The following is a 16,817-nucleotide window of genomic DNA, read 5'->3' on the forward strand; positions in this document are numbered from 1 at the left end:
GCCGCGCTGGACGTGGTCTGGCTCGGGCGTCGCTCGATCGTGGGAATCGAACCCGGGCGCAAGCTGATCGCCTCCGGGCGGATCGCGATGAGCCACGGACGGCGTGTGCTGTTCAACCCCAAGTACGAACTCCGACCGCTCGGACAGGAGCACTAGCCGGTGACGTCCTTCGACAAGCCGACGCCCTCGTCGCCCACCCCGCCCTCGTCCCCCGGCTCGCCGGGGACGCCGGGGGCGTCCGGTCAGGACGACGTGAAGGCGGTGACCCAGGCGGCGCTCTTCGACGCCTTCGGCGGCATCCGCGGCACCGTGGAGACGATGCTCCCCGGCCTGCTGTTCGTGATGATCTACACGTTCAACAAGGACGTGACGATGTCCGCGATCGCGGCGGGCGCGGTGGCCGTGCTGCTGGTGATCGTGCGACTGGCCCGCCGGGACACCGTCAAGCACGCCTTCAGCGGCGTCTTCGGCGTCGGCGTCGGCGTGGCCTTCGCCCTGTTCACCGGCAGCGCCAAGGGCTTCTACCTGCCCGGTATGATCTACGGCGCCGGCCTCGGCGTGGCCTTCACGGTCTCGGCCCTGGTGGGCTTCCCGCTGCTCGGCGTGATGCTCGGCCCGGTCTTCCGCGAGAACCTCTCCTGGCGGACCCGCAACCCCGGCCGCAAGAAGGCCTACACCAAGGCCTCGCTGGCCTGGGGCCTGATCTTCCTGGCCAAGTACGCGATCCTCTTCCCGCTGTACTTCTGGGGCGACGAGACCCAGCTCGGCTGGCTGCTGGTGGCGCTGAAGCTGCCGCCGATGGTGCTGGCGGTGTACTTCACCTGGGTCTTCCTGGCCAAGGCCCCGCCGCCGATCGACGTGATCGCCGAGTACGAGGCGGAGGAGGCGGCCGAGAAGGCCCGCGAGGCCGCCCGCCGGGGCGGGGCGTAGGCCCGTAGGACCCGGGCCCGGCACAGGCCCGTAGGACATGTCGAAGGGGGGCCGCCCCACGGGTGGCCCCCCTTCGACGTGCGCGGCGTGCCGGACGGCTAGCGGCGGGCCTGGAGCAGCTCCTCCAGCTGCTCCTCGCGGGCCTGCGCGGCCACGAACAGCAGCTCGTCGCCCGCTTCCAGGGTCTCCTCCGGGTGCGGGGTCAGGACCCGGTTGCCGCGGATGATGGTGACCAGGGAGGTGTCCTGGGGCCAGTTGATCTCGCTGATCTGGGTGCCCGCCACGGAGGACTCCGCCGGCAGGGTCAGCTCGACCAGGTTGGCGTCGCCGTGGCTGAAGCGCAGCAGGCGCACCAGGTCACCGACGCTCACGGCCTCCTCGACCAGGGCCGACATCAGACGCGGCGTGGAGACCGCGACGTCGACGCCCCAGGACTCGTTGAAGAGCCACTCGTTCTTGGGGTTGTTCACCCGCGCCACGACCCGGGGGACCCCGTACTCGGTCTTGGCCAGCAGCGAGACGACCAGGTTGACCTTGTCGTCACCGGTGGCGGCGATGACCACGTTGCAGCGCTGCAGCGCCGCCTCGTCCAGCGAGGTGATCTCGCAGGCGTCGGCCAGCAGCCACTCGGCCTGCGGCACCCGCTCCACCGAGATGGCGGTCGGCGCCTTGTCCACGAGCAGCACCTCGTGGCCGTTCTCCAGCAGCTCGCCCGCGATGGAACGGCCCACCGCGCCGGCTCCGGCGATCGCGACCCTCATGCCTGTGCCTCCTCGGGGCCCTCGGCGAAGGCCGCCTCCACCTTGTCGATCTCGTCCGTGCGCATCATCACGTGGACGAGGTCACCTTCCTGCAGCACCGTCTGCGACGTCGGCAGCATGGCCTCGCCCAGGCGGGTGAGGAACGCCACCCGGACACCGGTCTCCTCCTGGAGCCGGCTGACCTTGTGCCCGATCCACGCCGTGGAGGTGTGCACCTCGGCGAGCTGCACGCCGCCGCTCGGGTCGCGCCACAGCGGCTCCGCGCCCGAGGGGAGCAGCCGGCGCAGCATCTGGTCGGCGGTCCAGCGGACGGTCGCCACCGTCGGGATGCCCAGACGCTGGTAGACCTCGGCGCGCTTGGGGTCGTAGATGCGGGCGGCGACGTTCTCCACGCCGAACATCTCGCGCGCCACGCGGGCGGCGATGATGTTGGAATTGTCACCACTGCTGACGGCCGCGAAGGCGCCCGCCTCCTCGATGCCGGCCTCGCGCAGGGTGTCCTGGTCGAAGCCGACCCCGGTGACGCGGCGCCCGCCGAATCCCGCTCCCAGCCGACGGAACGCGGTGGGGTCCTGGTCGATCACAGCGACGGTATGCCCCTGCTGCTCCAGGGTCTGCGCAAGGGCGGAGCCCACCCTTCCGCAGCCCATAATGACGATGTGCACGGCCGTCCTTCCGGCTGTCGGCGGCTGTATCGGTTCCAGCCTCGTTCATGCTCAGGCTTAACAGGGTCTCAGACCGTTGCCCAAGGTACACACGGGTGGTCCGCCGGGGTGACCCCTTGCGGCCCTCCGGTCACGAGCGGCAGCCTCTTGTGGTACTCCGGTGCCGAATTCCCGGAGGAATCGGCAGGTGGTTGGGCAGCGCCGATTTCGAACGCTTACGATCCTCTGCGTGTCCAAACTGACCGACGTGCCCAAACGGATCCTGATCGGCCGGGCGCTGCGCAGCGACCGCCTCGGGGAAACGCTCCTTCCGAAGCGGATCGCCCTTCCCGTCTTCGCCTCCGACCCGCTCTCCTCGGTGGCATATGCCCCCGGCGAGGTCCTGCTGGTCCTCTCCGTCGCGGGCGTGTCGGCGTACCAGTACAGCCCCTGGATCGCGGCCGCCGTCGTGGTGCTGATGTTCACGGTCGTCGCCTCGTACCGGCAGAACGTGCACGCCTACCCCAGCGGCGGTGGCGACTACGAGGTCGCCACCACCAACCTCGGGCCCAAGGCCGGCCTGACCGTGGCCAGCGCCCTGCTCGTCGACTACGTCCTGACCGTGGCCGTCTCCATCGCCTCCGGCGTGGAGAACCTCGGGTCCGCGGTGGACTTCGTCATCGAGCACAAGGTCCTCAGCGCGATCGTCATGATCCTTCTCCTCACGCTGATGAACCTGCGCGGCGTGAAGGAATCCGGAAAGCTCTTCGCCATTCCGACCTACGTGTTCGTCGCGGGCGTCTTCGTCATGATCGCCTGGGGTGCCTGGAAGGGCCTCGTCCTCGACGACACCATGCAGGCCCCCACCGCCGACCTGGAGATCAAGGCAGAACACCAGGGCCTCGCCGGCTTCGCCCTGGTCTTCCTGCTGCTGCGCGCCTTCTCCTCCGGCTGTGCCGCCCTGACCGGCGTCGAGGCCATCAGCAACGGCGTCCCCGCCTTCCGCAAGCCCAAGAGCAAGAACGCGGCCACCACCCTCGCCCTCATGGGCGCGCTGGCCGTCACCATGTTCTGCGGCATCATCGGGCTGGCCATGGCCACCGACGTCCGGATGGCCGAGAAGCCCGCCACCGACCTGCTGCGCAACGGCGTCCCCGTCGGCGACAGCTACGTCCAGAACCCGGTCATCTCCCAGGTCGCCGAGGCCGTCTTCGGCCCGGGCAGCTTCTTCTTCGTGCTGCTCGCCGCCGCCACCGCGCTCGTCCTGTTCCTTGCCGCGAACACCGCGTACAACGGCTTCCCGCTGCTCGGCTCGATCCTCGCCCAGGACCGCTACCTGCCGCGCCAGCTCCACACCCGCGGCGACCGGCTCGCCTTCTCCAACGGCATCGTGCTGCTCGCCGGCGCCGCGATCCTGCTGGTCTGGCTCTACGACGCCGACTCCACCAAGCTGATCCAGCTCTACATCGTCGGCGTGTTCGTCTCCTTCACGCTCAGCCAGATCGGCATGGTCCGGCACTGGAACCGGCACCTGAAGACCGAGAGGGACACCGCCGCGCGCCGCCGGATGATCCGCTCCCGCGCCATCAACGCCTTCGGCGCGACCTTCACCGGCCTGGTGCTGGCCGTCGTCCTCGCCACCAAGTTCACCCACGGCGCCTGGGTCGCCCTGCTCGGCATGGTGATCTTCTACGGCACCATGACGGCCATCCGCCGGCACTACGACAAGGTCGCCGACGAGATCGCCGCCGCCGAGGAGCGCCCCGACGAATACGTCCGCCCCTCGCGGGTCCGTTCCGTCGTCCTGGTCTCCAAGCTCCACAAGCCCACCCTGCGGGCCCTGGCCTACGCCAAGCTGCTGCACGCCAACCAGCTCGAAGCGCTCACCGTCAGCGTGGACCCGGCCGAGACCAAGGCGCTCAAGGCGGAGTGGGAGCGGCGCGGCATCGACGTTCCGCTGAAGATCCTCGACTCGCCGTACCGCGAGGTCACCCGCCCGGTGATCGAGTACGTCAAGGGCCTGCGCAGCGAGAACCCGCGCGACGCGGTCAGCGTGTACATCCCCGAGTACGTCGTCGGCCACTGGTACGAGCACCTGCTGCACAACCAGAGCGCCCTGCGCCTGAAGGGCCGCCTGCTCTTCACGCCGGGGGTCATGGTCACCTCGGTCCCGTACCAGCTCGCCTCCTCCGAAGCGGCGAAGAAGCGGGCCAGGAAGCGCCAGGAGTGGAGCGCCCCGGGCGCCGTCCGCCGCGGCCCGGTGGACACCCGCCGCAAGGAGCCGAGCGGAAAGCCGTAGGGCACGGCTCGGCCGGCCGGGCCTCGGCCCGGCCGGCCTTGTCGGGCGTGGTCGGGCCGGGTGCGGGATCCACGTAGACTGAAGGGTCGCCGCCCGAGCCGCCGACCGGCTGTGCCGCCGGCGCCGGAGGCCGCCCACCCGCAGTCCGCAACCCCGACCTCCTTGGAGCCACCCCCATGACCCCGCAGAACCAGAAGAACGCACCGGTCGGCGGGGAGGAGAAGGCGTCCCTGGTGGGGGAGGAGTACGAGGTCGAGGTCGGCCCCGTCGCGCACGGCGGCCACTGCATCGCCCGTACCGAGGACGGCCGCGTCCTCTTCGTCCGCCACGCCCTCCCCGGCGAGAAGGTGATCGCCAAGGTCACCGAGGGCGACGCGGACTCCCGCTTCCTGCGCGCCGACGCCGTACGCGTCCTGGACCCCTCCAAGGACCGCGTCGAGGCCCCCTGCCCGTACGCCGGCCCGGGCCTGTGCGGCGGCTGCGACTGGCAGCACGCCAAGCCCGGCGCCCAGCGCCGCCTGAAGGGCGAGGTCGTCGCCGAGCAGCTGCGCCGCCTCGCCGGCCTCACCCCCGAGGAGGCGGGCTGGGACGGCACGGTCATGCCGGCCGAGGGCGACAAGCTGCCCGCGGGCCAGGTCCCGCAGTGGCGCACCCGGGTCCAGTACGCCGTCGACGCGGAGGGCCGCGCGGGCCTGCGCAAGCACCGCTCGCACGAGGTCCAGGTCATCGACCACTGCATGATCGCGGCGCCGGGCGTGACCGAACTGGGCATCGAGAAGCGTGAATGGCCCCAGATGGCCTCGGTGGAGGCCATCGCCGCGACGGGCTCCCAGGACCGCCAGGTCGTCCTGACCCCGGTCCCCGGGGGCCGCCTGCCCCTGGTCGAGCTGGACAAGCCGGTCTCGGTCCTGCGGGTGGAGGAGAAGGACGGCGGCGTCCACCGCGTCCACGGCCGCCCGTTCGTCCGCGAACGCTCCGACGGCCGCACCTACCGTGTCGGCATGGGCGGCTTCTGGCAGGTCCACCCCCAGGCCGCCGACACCCTGGTCAAGGCCGTCATGCAGGGCCTGATGCCGCGCAAGGGCGAGATGGCCCTCGACCTCTACTGCGGCGTCGGCATCTTCGCGGGAGCCCTCGCCGAACGCCTCGGCGAGACGGGCGCCGTCCTCGGCATCGAAGCGGGCAAGCGCGCCGTCGAGGACGCCCGCCACAACCTGGCCGACTTCCCCCGGGTCCGCATCGAACAGGGCAAGGTCGAGCAGATCCTCCCGCGCACCCGCATCACCGAGGCCGACCTGATCGTCCTCGACCCCCCGCGCGCCGGCGCCGGCAAGCAGACGGTCCGCCACCTGGCCTCCCTCCACGCCCGCCGCATCGCCTACGTGGCCTGCGACCCGGCCGCCCTCGCCCGCGACCTGTCCTACTTCCGCGACCACGGCTACCGCGTCCGCACCCTCCGCGTCTTCGACCTGTTCCCGATGACCCATCATGTCGAGTGTGTCGCGATCCTTGAGCCCGTTGAAAAGGGTCACTGACCTGCGGTTTTGGCGAGTGTGCGTTATGCGCAGTAGGTGCGTTACGGGCGATATCTTGACGCCAATCTGACGCACGTGACGCACGTGACGCACGCGTGACGCACGTTTGACGCACGCCGGACGTTTTTTCTGACGGGCCGTCATGGCAGGAAAGTCGCCTCCCGAGACGGTGTCCCGTCGGGGAGGTGGCTTTCGCGCAGTCGAGCCGTGCTGCCCTTCCCCTGCGGGCGTCTCGGACAATCCCGTGCGTGGTAACACTCTGTAGTCGATCGCCGGGGTGGCGGCGGGCCGGGGAAACACCGCGGGCGAGATGTTCAGGCGGTTGGTGAACGCGTCCGGGGGGCGGGTGGTCACCTTAGGTGCCGCAGGGGTCGGGGCTCGTAAGCGAGGAGGGTGTCGGCCTGCTGGTGCCGAGTAAGGGTGCGGGTAACGCCCAGAGATGTGCTTCGTGTGGAGGAGCGCCCGGCGACGGCAGCATCGGCTGGACGTTGGGGCCCGCCCGCCGGGCCTGTACAGGCCCGCGTGTCGCCCGACGCCCCGGGAGGGGGCGCCGGGCGGTTTTGAAGCAGCTGATGACGGGCTCGCCGAGGGATCCGTTGCGGATAGGGTCAGCTTCATCCCGGGCCGATATGGCGTGCGCGGGCCAGGCCCGGCGCCCAGGCGCTCTGGGAGCAGTACCGCCGGGCCGCCTCAACTTTCCGCGACCACCCTCTGTTGGTGTGCCAACTCCCCTTGTGCCGTCCTCAATTACTGTCGGGCAGAGCGGGCTTCGCCGCGGCTGCGAGCGGTGGTGAGGCCGGCGCGGGGTGCGCCGGGCTCACCAGACTTGCTCCGGCTCCGGTCATTCCGGCATGTCGTCTTCGGGTTCGTGGAGGTACCACATGTCGAAGCAGTACGTTTCGGAGCCTGCGAGGGCGTCCAGTGCCTGTCGTGTGGCGGCGCGGCTCCACTGTTCCTCGACGGCGCGCATGCGGATGGTCGAGGCCTGGTGGGCTGTTGGCTCGCGTCCTTGCCAGGAGGCGCGGACCTGGTAGACGCCGGGTCGGGGGAGCTCGACTTCCCCGGCGACCCCTGCGGTGAACTCGCCGACGACCAGGGTGCCGGTTGCGCACTCCAAGGTCAGTTCCGTGCTGCCGTCGGCGGGCGGCCAGGTGGAGGGTGGGGCGTTGTGGACTCGGATGGTGACGCCGACGCCGACGCCGCTTTGCAGGCTGCCGATGTAGAGGTGGTATCCGTCGCCGGCCACCACGTGTTCGTCGAGCTGGTCCAGGACGGCTGATGTGCCGACGTAGGCGTCGGCGTCGTACAGCTCGATGACCCGGCGGTCGGGGACGGCCTGCAGCCGGTGTTCGGCAAGGATGGTCACGGAAGTCCTCGGCGGGTCTCAGGGAACGATCTTGACGTAGAAGGGGTCGTTGTCGAGGATGCGGTTCTCCTCATACACCTTCTGGATGCGTTCGCCTCCCTTGCGGTTGTCGCGGCCGTCTATGAGCCGGGCACTGTATCGGTTGTCGTTCTTCGCGGCGCCTTCGTAGGTGCTGGAGAAGGGATACTCGTCGCATTCCAGGCCGCTGCCCTCGTAGTTGCCCCAGACATCGTTGCAGGTGGCGATCGCCACGTCCCGGTTCGCGTCCTGCTTATCGCGGTTGATCAGGCGGTGCAGGGGCTCACTGGAACCGGGGACGGACTTGCCGGGCCACGAGGGGAAGGTGCGTTCGGGCAGCTGCTGGGCGTCGAGGATGTGCCGGGCGCTCTGATCGACTTCCGGGTCTTTCAGACTCATGGTCAGCTCGACACGGGCCTCGACGAACACCGTGCCCTTGTGCTTTCCGGCAGCCCGCCCGGTGTAGTCGAAGCGGACGTTGGAGTACGCCATGTTCGAGTCGACCCAGGGCACGGCTGTCGGTGAGGTGATGTTCATTGCAAGGTTGACCTGCCCGGCGACGCGTTGTGCGTTGGCGGCGTCCACACGGCCGGTGTCGGGGGAGGTGTAGGTCAGGACCCACTGGGGCTTGGTCTTCCACTGCTCGATGGTGTCCTCGCGGCTGGTCACTGCCGGCTTGGTCATGGCCGGGTTGGGGTCACTGGCGGAGGCGTTGATCGAATGGGAGAAGGACTGTCCGAGCTTCCAGGTGGCCGGGTTCTCACCGGCAACGGCCTTGGCCCGGATGTTCTCGATGCTGGTGACGTAGTCCACGCGGCGGGATCCGTCGTAGGAAAAGCCGAGCATCCACAGGTCGAACCACAGCTCGCCGCGCAGCCGCCGCCTGTCGTCGAGGAGCTTGAGGTAGACGGGCTGGTGCACGCATGTCTCGAAGCGGTTCTTGATCCAGCCCTTCTTGGTCTTGGCCTCGGGGTGGGCAGCGCATTCGGTGCGCAGGTTCCCCTCGTCGGCGGCTGGGCCGTTGACCGCGAGGGTATGGCGAATCGTTTCTTCCGGCGCGGCGGTCGCAGCCGTCGTGGCGGTGAGGAGGAAGGCGAACAGGGCCGCGAACACCGCGCTCGTCCGGCGGGTCAGATGAGAGCGGCGCTGGCCGGCCATGGGGTCACGTGGCAGACGCATGGGGGCTCCTGAACGGGGGACAGTACGGGTCATCGGGCGCACATCTGCCCCCAGCAGGCGTCAAGGAGCTGGCCGCTCACGGCCGAGTAGGTGGCACGGAACCCGCGGACGGCGGTGCCGCGGGCGGAAAGGCCCTTGGTCGTCGCCTGCGACTCCACCGTCCAGACGGCACCAGCTTCAGGCTGCGGGTCGGCCGAAGGCGCCGTCTTGCCCGCGGTGTCGCGGCTGCTGCCCGTGCTGACGTGAACGTCCTGCACCGGGACGCCGAACGCTGCCGCAGCGCGCCCACGGATCTCCACCGGCGACGGAAGCGGAGGCGTTGCGGACCGCGCCGACGGCGCATGCGTGGGGCGCGATGCCGTGGGTGTCAGAGCGGCGGCGTTGCACTGCTTGGCGGTGCGTACGCACTCGGCCAGCCCCGGCACCGTCGCAAGGCAGCTGTTGGGGTCCTCGGCCATACACCGGGCGAGTGCGCCCTGGTCAGTCCCGTTGAACGTGCCGACTGGGGCAGGGTCGACACGGCCGGGTGCCGACTGCGGCACGAACGGAGCGGTTCGCGGCGCGACGGGGGAGGAGCCGGCCGCGCCAGGCTTGCTGACGGTCCACTGTGTGAACTTGGTGTTGTCGGTCAGCTTTGCGTTGAAGCAGTTGGGGGGAGCGTAGGTGAAGTTCGGGTCCCACGGACTCTTCTGGCCGCAGATGCCCAAGGTGACAGCCTGCGCGGTGTCGGCGGTGGCGGAGCGGGACCAGGTCTTGTTCTCGGCCATGTACTGGACCCGGTTGGCTATCTCGGGGACCGTTACGTACTGCGGACCCATGACCTCCAGGCCGATGTCGATGCGGTTGGGGTTGCCCCGCGGGACTTTCAACTGGTCGGTGGTGGAGCCGACCCAGTTGAAGTCGTACAGCACGTCCCACTGGTCCCCGCTGGCCTGCCGAATCGTCATGTAGGTGTGGTTGACGTTGTTCGGCTTGTCCGGGTCGATGCCCTGGGTGATGGCGTGGGTCTTGCCGCCGCTGTTGCCGACCTCGGTCCATCGCGGACCGTACGTACTGCCCGTGGGGCCGGTCTTCTCCGCGTACAGTCCGAGCTCGATGTGGTTGGCGAACATGCCGCCCTCGGTGTTGGGCACCATGGTCAGGTAGTTCGACGCCTGTACCGTCGTCCCCTGGGGCGCCGCACTGTCGAACGTGATGGGTGTGTTTCGCCAGGTGGCAAAGGCGCCGATCACCGGCTGGCCGGGCTGTGAACACGCCACCGCCCAGAAGACGATTCTGGCCTGATGCGTTTCACTGCAACTGGCGGTGGGTGGACTCGCGCTTGCCGGTGCGGCTGCTGCCAGGGACAGCACTGCGGCGGATGCCGCTGCGGATAAGGATGCGGCGAGCCTTCTCTTCGCGCGGAACACATGTCTCCGATCTCGTTGATCAATGACGTGACCGCGTGAACCTATCGAACAGATGTATGCGCCACTGGGTTATCTACCGACTTGGCCGGATGTCTACTCTTTGGGCGGCTACGGGGTTTGCGATTCCCGACGCGAGCATGCGGAGGCAAGTCGCCGAAAGGATGTGTGTGGGGACCTGGTGACAGGTCCCCACGTATCGCCCGAGAGTAGGGAAGGAGGCTCGCGATGGGCGAGGCCGGCCAGTGTGGTGGGCGACTTCGCCAGCTGTGATCTCCACGCGGTCCGTGTGAACCGTGGACTGAGGAGAGGATGGTCGATCGGGAACGGGCCGCAATGGCCGTATGGGCTGCTGACCAGCCCATGAGAGCGCCTTGGTTGGACTCGAAGCTTCGGCCGAGCGCTCAGAAGAGACCCATACGTTTCGCCGCGCCCACCCCTCTGACCAGCGGCGGAGCACTGCTGGAGTCGCTTCGAGGACCGACTGCCACGCCTGTTCACCGGAAGGCGCGGTTCCGGCGTCCTGCGAGGACGGCCAGGTCGGACGCATCTGACCTGGCCTTCTCTGAGCAGCCTTGGGATTCGAACCTGAGACCTACGCATTACGCCTATGGCGGGTCGGTCACAAGTGCTGGACCTCGGCCGGGAAGCCGTCAGACAAGGTCGGTGCGATGGTGGACGCTTCGGCTGATCGCCTGGTTCTTCCTTCACCCGCGGCCCCGGAGGGTGGGCACGCAGAAACGCGCGGAGACCCCGGGTCCCGGGGCCTCCGTTTTTGACACACCGGTCGGGCGACGTGGCGTGCCTATGGCGGAGTTGACGGTGCTCCTACCCGTCGGGCCTGTTCTCGTCGGGGGTACAGCCGCGAGTTGCCAGCGCAGGTCCCCGTGGGCGGGTACGAGACGTCGGCTCAGTGTGGTGAGCTGGAGCGCTTCCTGGCGTACTACGGTTCCGCTGCTGAGCGCGAGAGTTGTGCGGGCGGCGAGCGGTGCGGGGAGCCAGGTGCTGACGGTGCGGGCGGCGTCAGGGGCGATGGCGGTGGCGCTTCGCCGGGCGCACGTGAGGAGTGCCGCGTAGAGGCCGCTTGCCGGGGTGAGTGGGGGAAGGCCGGCTGCCACGGACCGTTGGCTGGCCAGCGTGACGCAGTGCAGCCCGTCGTAGTCCAGGTCGCCGTAGTAGAGGATCTCTGTGAGCGGATGCCCGGTTTCGCTGAGGCGCTCGGGGAGCGTGGTGATGCTGGCGGCGATGCGATCACCGTCTCCGAAGGCGATCCAGCCCACTTCGTGAGGGCAGGGCCACTGCCGCAGGATGCGGCGGAGGTTGTCGAAGGTGGCCGTGTTCTCGACGATGAGCAGCCATGGCGCCGGACCGAGCTCGATGATGTTCAGGGGCTCGGGGGTGAGGTAGGCACGCAGGTGCGTGTCGATGCTGAGGAGACCGTCGGTAACCCATTTCGCGTCGTGGATGCCGTCGAGGAACTTTTCGTCTCCGAACAGTTCGAAGGACCGGTCGCGCAGGGGTATGAGCTCGCGGGTGGCGCTCCCGGCGAGGATCAAGTCGTTGAGACGGGTGAAGAGTCGGTAGTCGTGGGGGGAGAGCCGGCGGCCTTCGAGGAAGGGCAGTGTTCCACCCAGGAGCGGGCGGGACGAGCTGCCCTGGGTCGGGGCGCTCGCCGCCCACAGCACCGACCCGGACGCCGCCGCCCAGGCCAGGGCCGCGGCGGAAAGCGCGCTGCGCCGGCTCGGCGAGCTGGCGATCGGCACGTTCCCGGGGACGCTGCTGCCCAACTCCCTGGTGAGCGAACTGTCCCACCTGGCCCGGCAGGTGGAGCTGCCGGCGCCGCTCGTGGAGGAACTCGCGGCCGACATCTTCATGGGCAGCTTCACCCCGAAGTTCCTGACCGCCGCCCGCGTCGCCGCCGACCTGCTGGAAGGCAGCCTCTACGCGCGCTACTACGGCATCGACTGCGCGGCGGTCCGGAGCATGGCGGTGCTCCAGGCGGCCCAGAGCCTCGCCCGCGGCGCCCAGGGCGCCCCCGCCTCCGCCGCCGGACGGCCCGCACCCGCAGCCGCGTTCGGCCGGATGTGCGTCGAGCGCGCCGAACAGGCCTCGGCGGGCGCCGGATCCGGCGCCCGGTCCTGGTCGCCGGCCGCGAACGGCACCGTGATCGAGCAGGCGCAGATCCTCACCACTCACAACCTCGCCGTCCTCGTCCGGCTCGCCGGGGTGGAGCCGGCGGCGGGCTGGGAGGACCTGGCCCGGGCCGCCTTCATCACGGCCTGCCGGCTGGTCGCCCGCGCGCACGACCACCCGTACCCCCTGGCCACGGTGAAGGACGCGGCGTACGCGTTGCGCCAGATGCTGTTCCACCTCTCGCTGTGTACCCCCGAGCGCCAGACGGCGCTGGTGGACTGGATCGGTGCGGAAGCCGCACGCCAGCCCTGGCACACCGCGGCCCGCCTCGCCCCCGCCGTTGCCGGCCTGCGCATGGTCGCCTCCGGCGGCGCCTTCCTCCCGGACGGCACCGCGCTGGGCGGGCTGGCCCGCCGCTTCCTCGGCTGGACCACGACCGGCCACTGGCCCACCCGCCGCCTGTGACCACCGCCCCCCCGGCCGGACCGCACCGCCTCCCGCGGCGACTGCGGCCCGGCCGGGGGACGGGCGCCGGGCGGCGCCGGGGGGCGAGGCGCCGGGCCGATTCCGGCCGTGGTCCCGGCGCCGCGCACGCACCCGAGGGAACCGCGCTCCCTCAGAGCCAGTACGAGAAGCGCAGTGCGCCCCCCTCCTCCCGGTACCGTCCCCGTCCCTCCTTGCCAAAGGGATTCGGAAGCATCCGGATGGCCATCCGCTCCGGATCGCGGACGTGGCTCACCACCAGCAGCCGCCACCGGTCGTTCCCCGCGGAGCGCTGCGCCTCGCGCACCTCGCTCTCGCCCAGCTCGATGCGCCCGCCGTCGCCCTGGGTGGCCTTCACCTCGAACATGAGGGGGCGCTTGCCCGACCCCACCCTGAAATCGAATCCCAGGCCGTCGTCCCCGCGCACACCGGGGAAGGCCCGGCCGGCGTTGGCGGAGACCCAGCTGCTTTCGTCCGTACGCGTCGGGTAGGCGGCCCGCAGCCAGTGGTAGGCGTACCACTCGCCCATGTAGCCGATGGCCTCGCGCTGAGCCTGGGACAGCCCGGCGTCCCCGCCGCCGGGCCGCCCGGTGCGCACGGTCCCCCGGCCGGAGGACCGCTTCGCCGGAGCGGTCTGCCGCCGGCTGAACACCGCACGGCCCTGCGGCAGCAGCCCGCGGTCGACGATCCGCTGGAGTTCGGCCGTCAGCTCGGTGAAGTCACCGGACGCTACGAGGACGTCCCTGCCGCCGATGCCGACCGTCTGCCGGCGGCGCTCCTGCGCCTCGCGTTCCCGGCCCGCCTCGTCGCGCGCCCGGTCCAGGTCAGCCCGGGTCAGCCCGTGCAGGTGCGGTTCGGCCGTGGGGTGCATCCCCGGCGGCCACGCGTCCGTGGCGGCAAGCCAGAGCACCACGTCGGCCGGGGCGAGGGAACGGAAGTCCAGCGCACCGGCCGCATCCAGGTGCGTGATGACGGCTGCCGCCGGGTCTGGTGCGGCGAGGACCGCGGGGAGGCTCCGCCCGGCGGCCTTGACCAGCGCGGCGAGCTCGGAGGCCATGGCGCTGATGGTCCGCCGGTTCGTACTGCGGACCTGTTCGCGGCCCGGGAGCTGTTCGCCCGTCCGGGGCGTCGGCCGTCCCAACCGGCGGGTGAGCTGCGCTTCGACGTGCTCCTCCAGCAGCGCGGGACCGGCGCTCTCCACCGCGTACGCCCACTCTGGCGGGATGCCGATCCATTCCAGGGAGCGCAGCGCGGGCCAGTGCGGCATCGGACGGCGGGCGTCGAAGTCCGCCACCGCGACCCGGCGCAGCCGGTCCACGATGTCCTTGCCGTGCAGGTCCAGGTACTGGTGCAGCGCCTCCTCGTGGGCCTCCGCGTGACTGACCGGTCCGTGGTCCGGACCCAGGGACCCCAGCGTGGCGTTGAACTCGGCGAAGCCGACGCCCAGTCGGGACCGCAGGTCGTCCAGGTCCCGAGCCGAACGGGCCCGGGCGAGGAACTCCTGCGGCGGCAGCGGCAGAGCGTCGGCGTGCCGCTCCAGCGAGGCCCGGAAGTCCGCCGCGTCCCGGGGCGCCGGCACGGTGAGCCCCCGTGCCTCCTCGACGCCCAGAGCGTGGGCGAGGAAGGGATAGCAGCGCTCCACCACCAGGCCGATCGCCCCGTCGACACGGTCGCGCGTCTGCTGCAGCTGGGAGGGCGTGACCTCGAGGGCCTCGGCCAGCTGCTCGTCCCCCGGCGCGGGCACGGCGGCGTACAGGGAGGCGAGGGAGAAGACGGCCAGCCGCAGCCGGGGGCCGAGGTCCGGGCGGTCGATCAGGTCGCCGACCGCCTCCACGATGCGGGGCACCTCGCCCCAGCCCGGCTCGGCCTGCGGGGCCAGGAGCAGCGGGTGCTCGGGATCCGCCAGCGGCAGGACCCCGCCCAGACGGTGCGGCATCGTCACGGGACGCCCGTCGAGCTCGATCTCCCAGGCGCGGTAGCGGCGCAGGTGCACCCGCCGCACCGCGGAGGTGAGCGCGCTCAGCACCGCTTCACTCGCCCGGGGGCCGCTCGTGGCGTGGTCGGCGAGGACGGCGACGGCCAACGGCAGCCACGGCAGGTGGCCGACGAGCGGTTCCCCCGAGGTGCCGGGGTCCACCCGCTCGCCGTCGACGCTCACCGCGAACGCCGCATCGGCCAGCCGCCGGACCGCGCCGGGGCGGCGCCCGCGTCCCAGCAGACCCGCGACCTCGACGGCGACCCCGGGCGCGACCAGCAGCGGACGCCGCATCTCACGGACCAGCAGCGCCTTCAGGCCCTGCCGCCCATCGCCCACGTAGAGAACCGAGCCCTCTTCGTCCAGCGCGGACGGAACGACGGCGGCCGGCTGCTCGCCGACCTCCACCAGCAGGGGAACGTCCTCCTGCAGGGCCGCCCCGGGCTGCTGTGCGAAGTGCTGCCACGCGCGTTCATTGGCCCGCTGCGCCGCCGGCCGGTCCTCGCCGCCCAAGGCGCCCTCCGCCACCAGCCGACCCACGGCCGCGAGGACCCGCCCGCTGTCCTGCGGATCGTCCCACGTCGGCATGCCCAGCCTCCGCAGCCGGTCGCGGACCTTCTCCGGAGCCAGGAGGTGGCGCACGCGGTGGTCGCACGTCAGGAGGTACGGCGGCTCCTCCTCCGAGCCGTCCGGGCAGTGCCAGACCTCGGCCGGCGGCACGAACCGCGCGGTGCGGTCCCGGCCGCGCACCGGCAGCCAGGGCTGCTCCCGGACGAAGGCCGCCAACGGCGTCAGCACATACTCCCGCTGCTCCTTCTGGCTCCCCCTGCTGGCCCACGTGCTGCTGAACAGGGCGTTCCCCCAGCGGGCGAGTCCGTGCAGGACGAGCCGCGCGTAGGCGAACCGAACGTGCTCGCCCAGCCGCTCGACGACGCCCTGCCCGGGCAGGCGGTAGGCGGGAGTCCCCTTGTACAGGGTCTGAGGATAGTGCGCACCGGACCGGGAGCGGCCCACGTGCGGCTCCCACTGCGCTTCCACCTCGGGCGGGAGCTTCGCCATCCCGACCAGCCGGCGGGTGACCAGCTGCCGGCCCTCCTCCCATACGTCCGCGCCGGCGGACGCAACCGGGGCCAGCCCGTCGGTCACACCGCACTCCGCGAGGAAGGCGCGCCAGTCCTCGACCTGCTCGCCCTTCCTGAGGAACTCGCCCGGCGCGGCGAGCAGGTTCCCCGCGACGTTCCCCAGTCGAGGAACAGCATGACGGGCACCTGGGCGCGGGCGAGCTCGTGCAGCCGGCCCCGGACCTCGGTGCGGGCCGTGCCCTCCAGCAGCGGCAGCCGCACCACGGTCACGTGTCCCCGCGCCGCCAGCTCCCGGCACACCGGCGGCACCTCGGTCAGCGGCAACGGAGCCTGCAGCAGCGGGAATTCCGCCGCCACTTCACGGGCGTCCGGTTCGCCCGCGAGGAACTCCTCCAGATCGCTGCGCGAAGCGAACCGGAAGCAGTACCCGTCCAGTTCCCGTCCGCCGGGCCGGGTGGGGTCGACTGCGCCAGCGGGGTCGACGACGTCGGCCGGGTCGGCGAGGTCGGTGGGGTCGGCCGGGTCGACGAGGTCGGCGAGGCGGTCGGGATCGGCGCTGTAGATCTCCGGCGCCTCGCTGATCAGCAGGACGCTGCGGAACCCCACCCCCTTGTTGCCGATGCCCTCCCCGACGACCTTCGAGCTCCTGGCGAGCTCGCACACCCGCTTCACGTTCTCCCAGGTGAACGGGTCGCCGCCGTTGGCGACGTACAGCGTCCCCCACTCGCCCTCGTCCTCGTCCAGCAGGACGTGCACCCGGCCACCGCGACTGCCCCTCGGGTGCGCGTCGTACCCGTTCTGCAGCAACTCCAGGAGGAACCGGCCGGCATAGGCCTTGGCGTACTCGTCGGTGGCGGCGTTGACCTGCCGGCCCATCCGACGGACCTCCTCCGACCGGGCCCCGCCCAGCACGAAGTCCGCGAACTCCTGCAACTGCCCGGCACGCACGTTCCCCACCGACTCCCCCTCGCCCCGTCTCAGCCGAGACGCTACCGCTCGCCCCGGC

At 70.9% G+C, this 16,817-nt stretch carries 12 protein-coding genes and 1 pseudogene; 5 read left to right on the forward strand and 8 right to left on the reverse strand.

All coding sequences use genetic code 11. The features are described 5' to 3' along the window. Positions 1-156 (forward strand): annotated as a pseudogene (locus EF918_RS05215) (OB-fold tRNA/helicase-type nucleic acid binding protein); the annotation flags it as partial. Between the two features lie 3 nt (positions 157-159). Next, complete coding sequence (locus EF918_RS05220; protein WP_125641479.1) at positions 160-930, forward strand: DUF3159 domain-containing protein; 771 nt, start codon at positions 160-162, stop codon at positions 928-930. A gap of 98 nt (positions 931-1,028) precedes the next feature. Here the strand turns inward: EF918_RS05220 and EF918_RS05225 are convergent, their stop codons facing one another. Both EF918_RS05225 and EF918_RS05230 read right to left on the reverse strand, forming a co-directional pair. Further along, positions 1,029-1,691 carry a TrkA family potassium uptake protein gene (locus tag EF918_RS05225; RefSeq protein WP_125641483.1) on the reverse strand — a complete coding sequence of 221 codons (663 nt, stop codon included), beginning with the start codon at positions 1,689-1,691 and terminating at the stop codon, positions 1,029-1,031. Beyond that, positions 1,688-2,356 carry a TrkA family potassium uptake protein gene (locus EF918_RS05230; protein ID WP_125641486.1) on the reverse strand — a complete coding sequence of 223 codons (669 nt, stop codon included), beginning with the start codon at positions 2,354-2,356 and terminating at the stop codon, positions 1,688-1,690. The genes EF918_RS05225 and EF918_RS05230 overlap by 4 nt, the downstream gene beginning before the upstream one ends. Before the next feature lie 229 nt (positions 2,357-2,585). Between EF918_RS05230 and EF918_RS05235 the strand changes: the two genes are divergently transcribed. Beyond that, positions 2,586-4,634 carry an APC family permease gene (locus EF918_RS05235; RefSeq protein ID WP_125641489.1) on the forward strand — a complete coding sequence of 683 codons (2,049 nt, stop codon included), beginning with the start codon at positions 2,586-2,588 and terminating at the stop codon, positions 4,632-4,634. Positions 4,635-4,810: 176 nt separating this feature from the next. Continuing rightward, the gene (locus EF918_RS05240) at positions 4,811-6,169 is read left to right on the forward strand and encodes a class I SAM-dependent RNA methyltransferase (protein ID WP_125641493.1); all 1,359 of its coding nucleotides are present in this window, start codon (positions 4,811-4,813) and stop codon (positions 6,167-6,169) included. Positions 6,170-7,010: 841 nt separating this feature from the next. Here EF918_RS05240 and EF918_RS05245 read toward each other — a convergent pair. The 4 genes from EF918_RS05245 to EF918_RS05260 all read right to left on the reverse strand — a co-directional run bounded on the left by EF918_RS05245 (position 7,011) and on the right by EF918_RS05260 (position 11,901). Next, a complete protein-coding gene (locus tag EF918_RS05245; RefSeq protein ID WP_125641496.1) occupies positions 7,011-7,535 on the reverse strand; it encodes a hypothetical protein in 525 nt (174 codons plus the stop codon). An 18-nt stretch (positions 7,536-7,553) separates the two neighbouring features. Further along, a complete protein-coding gene (locus tag EF918_RS05250) occupies positions 7,554-8,732 on the reverse strand; it encodes a NucA/NucB deoxyribonuclease domain-containing protein (protein ID WP_260609810.1) in 1,179 nt (392 codons plus the stop codon). A 29-nt stretch (positions 8,733-8,761) separates the two neighbouring features. After that, positions 8,762-10,141 (reverse strand): hypothetical protein, encoded by a 1,380-nt coding sequence (locus tag EF918_RS05255; protein ID WP_260609812.1) that lies wholly within the window; start codon positions 10,139-10,141, stop codon positions 8,762-8,764. Positions 10,142-10,845: 704 nt separating this feature from the next. Further along, a complete protein-coding gene (locus EF918_RS05260) occupies positions 10,846-11,901 on the reverse strand; it encodes a hypothetical protein (protein ID WP_125641499.1) in 1,056 nt (351 codons plus the stop codon). A 31-nt stretch (positions 11,902-11,932) separates the two neighbouring features. Between EF918_RS05260 and EF918_RS05265 the strand changes: the two genes are divergently transcribed. Then, positions 11,933-12,736, forward strand: a complete 804-nt coding sequence (locus EF918_RS05265) for a hypothetical protein (RefSeq protein WP_125641502.1) — start codon at positions 11,933-11,935, stop codon at positions 12,734-12,736. Between the two features lie 151 nt (positions 12,737-12,887). Here EF918_RS05265 and EF918_RS05270 read toward each other — a convergent pair whose 3' ends face one another. Both EF918_RS05270 and EF918_RS37970 read right to left on the reverse strand, forming a co-directional pair. Continuing rightward, a complete protein-coding gene (locus EF918_RS05270) occupies positions 12,888-15,875 on the reverse strand; it encodes a DUF3883 domain-containing protein (protein ID WP_260609814.1) in 2,988 nt (995 codons plus the stop codon). After that, the gene (locus EF918_RS37970; protein WP_260609815.1) at positions 15,872-16,768 is read right to left on the reverse strand and encodes a sacsin N-terminal ATP-binding-like domain-containing protein; all 897 of its coding nucleotides are present in this window, start codon (positions 16,766-16,768) and stop codon (positions 15,872-15,874) included. The genes EF918_RS05270 and EF918_RS37970 overlap by 4 nt, the downstream gene beginning before the upstream one ends. Positions 16,769-16,817: the final 49 nt, after the last annotated feature.

The organism is Streptomyces sp. WAC06614, from assembly GCF_003949795.1.
In the GTDB taxonomy this organism is placed as follows: domain Bacteria; phylum Actinomycetota; class Actinomycetes; order Streptomycetales; family Streptomycetaceae; genus Streptomyces.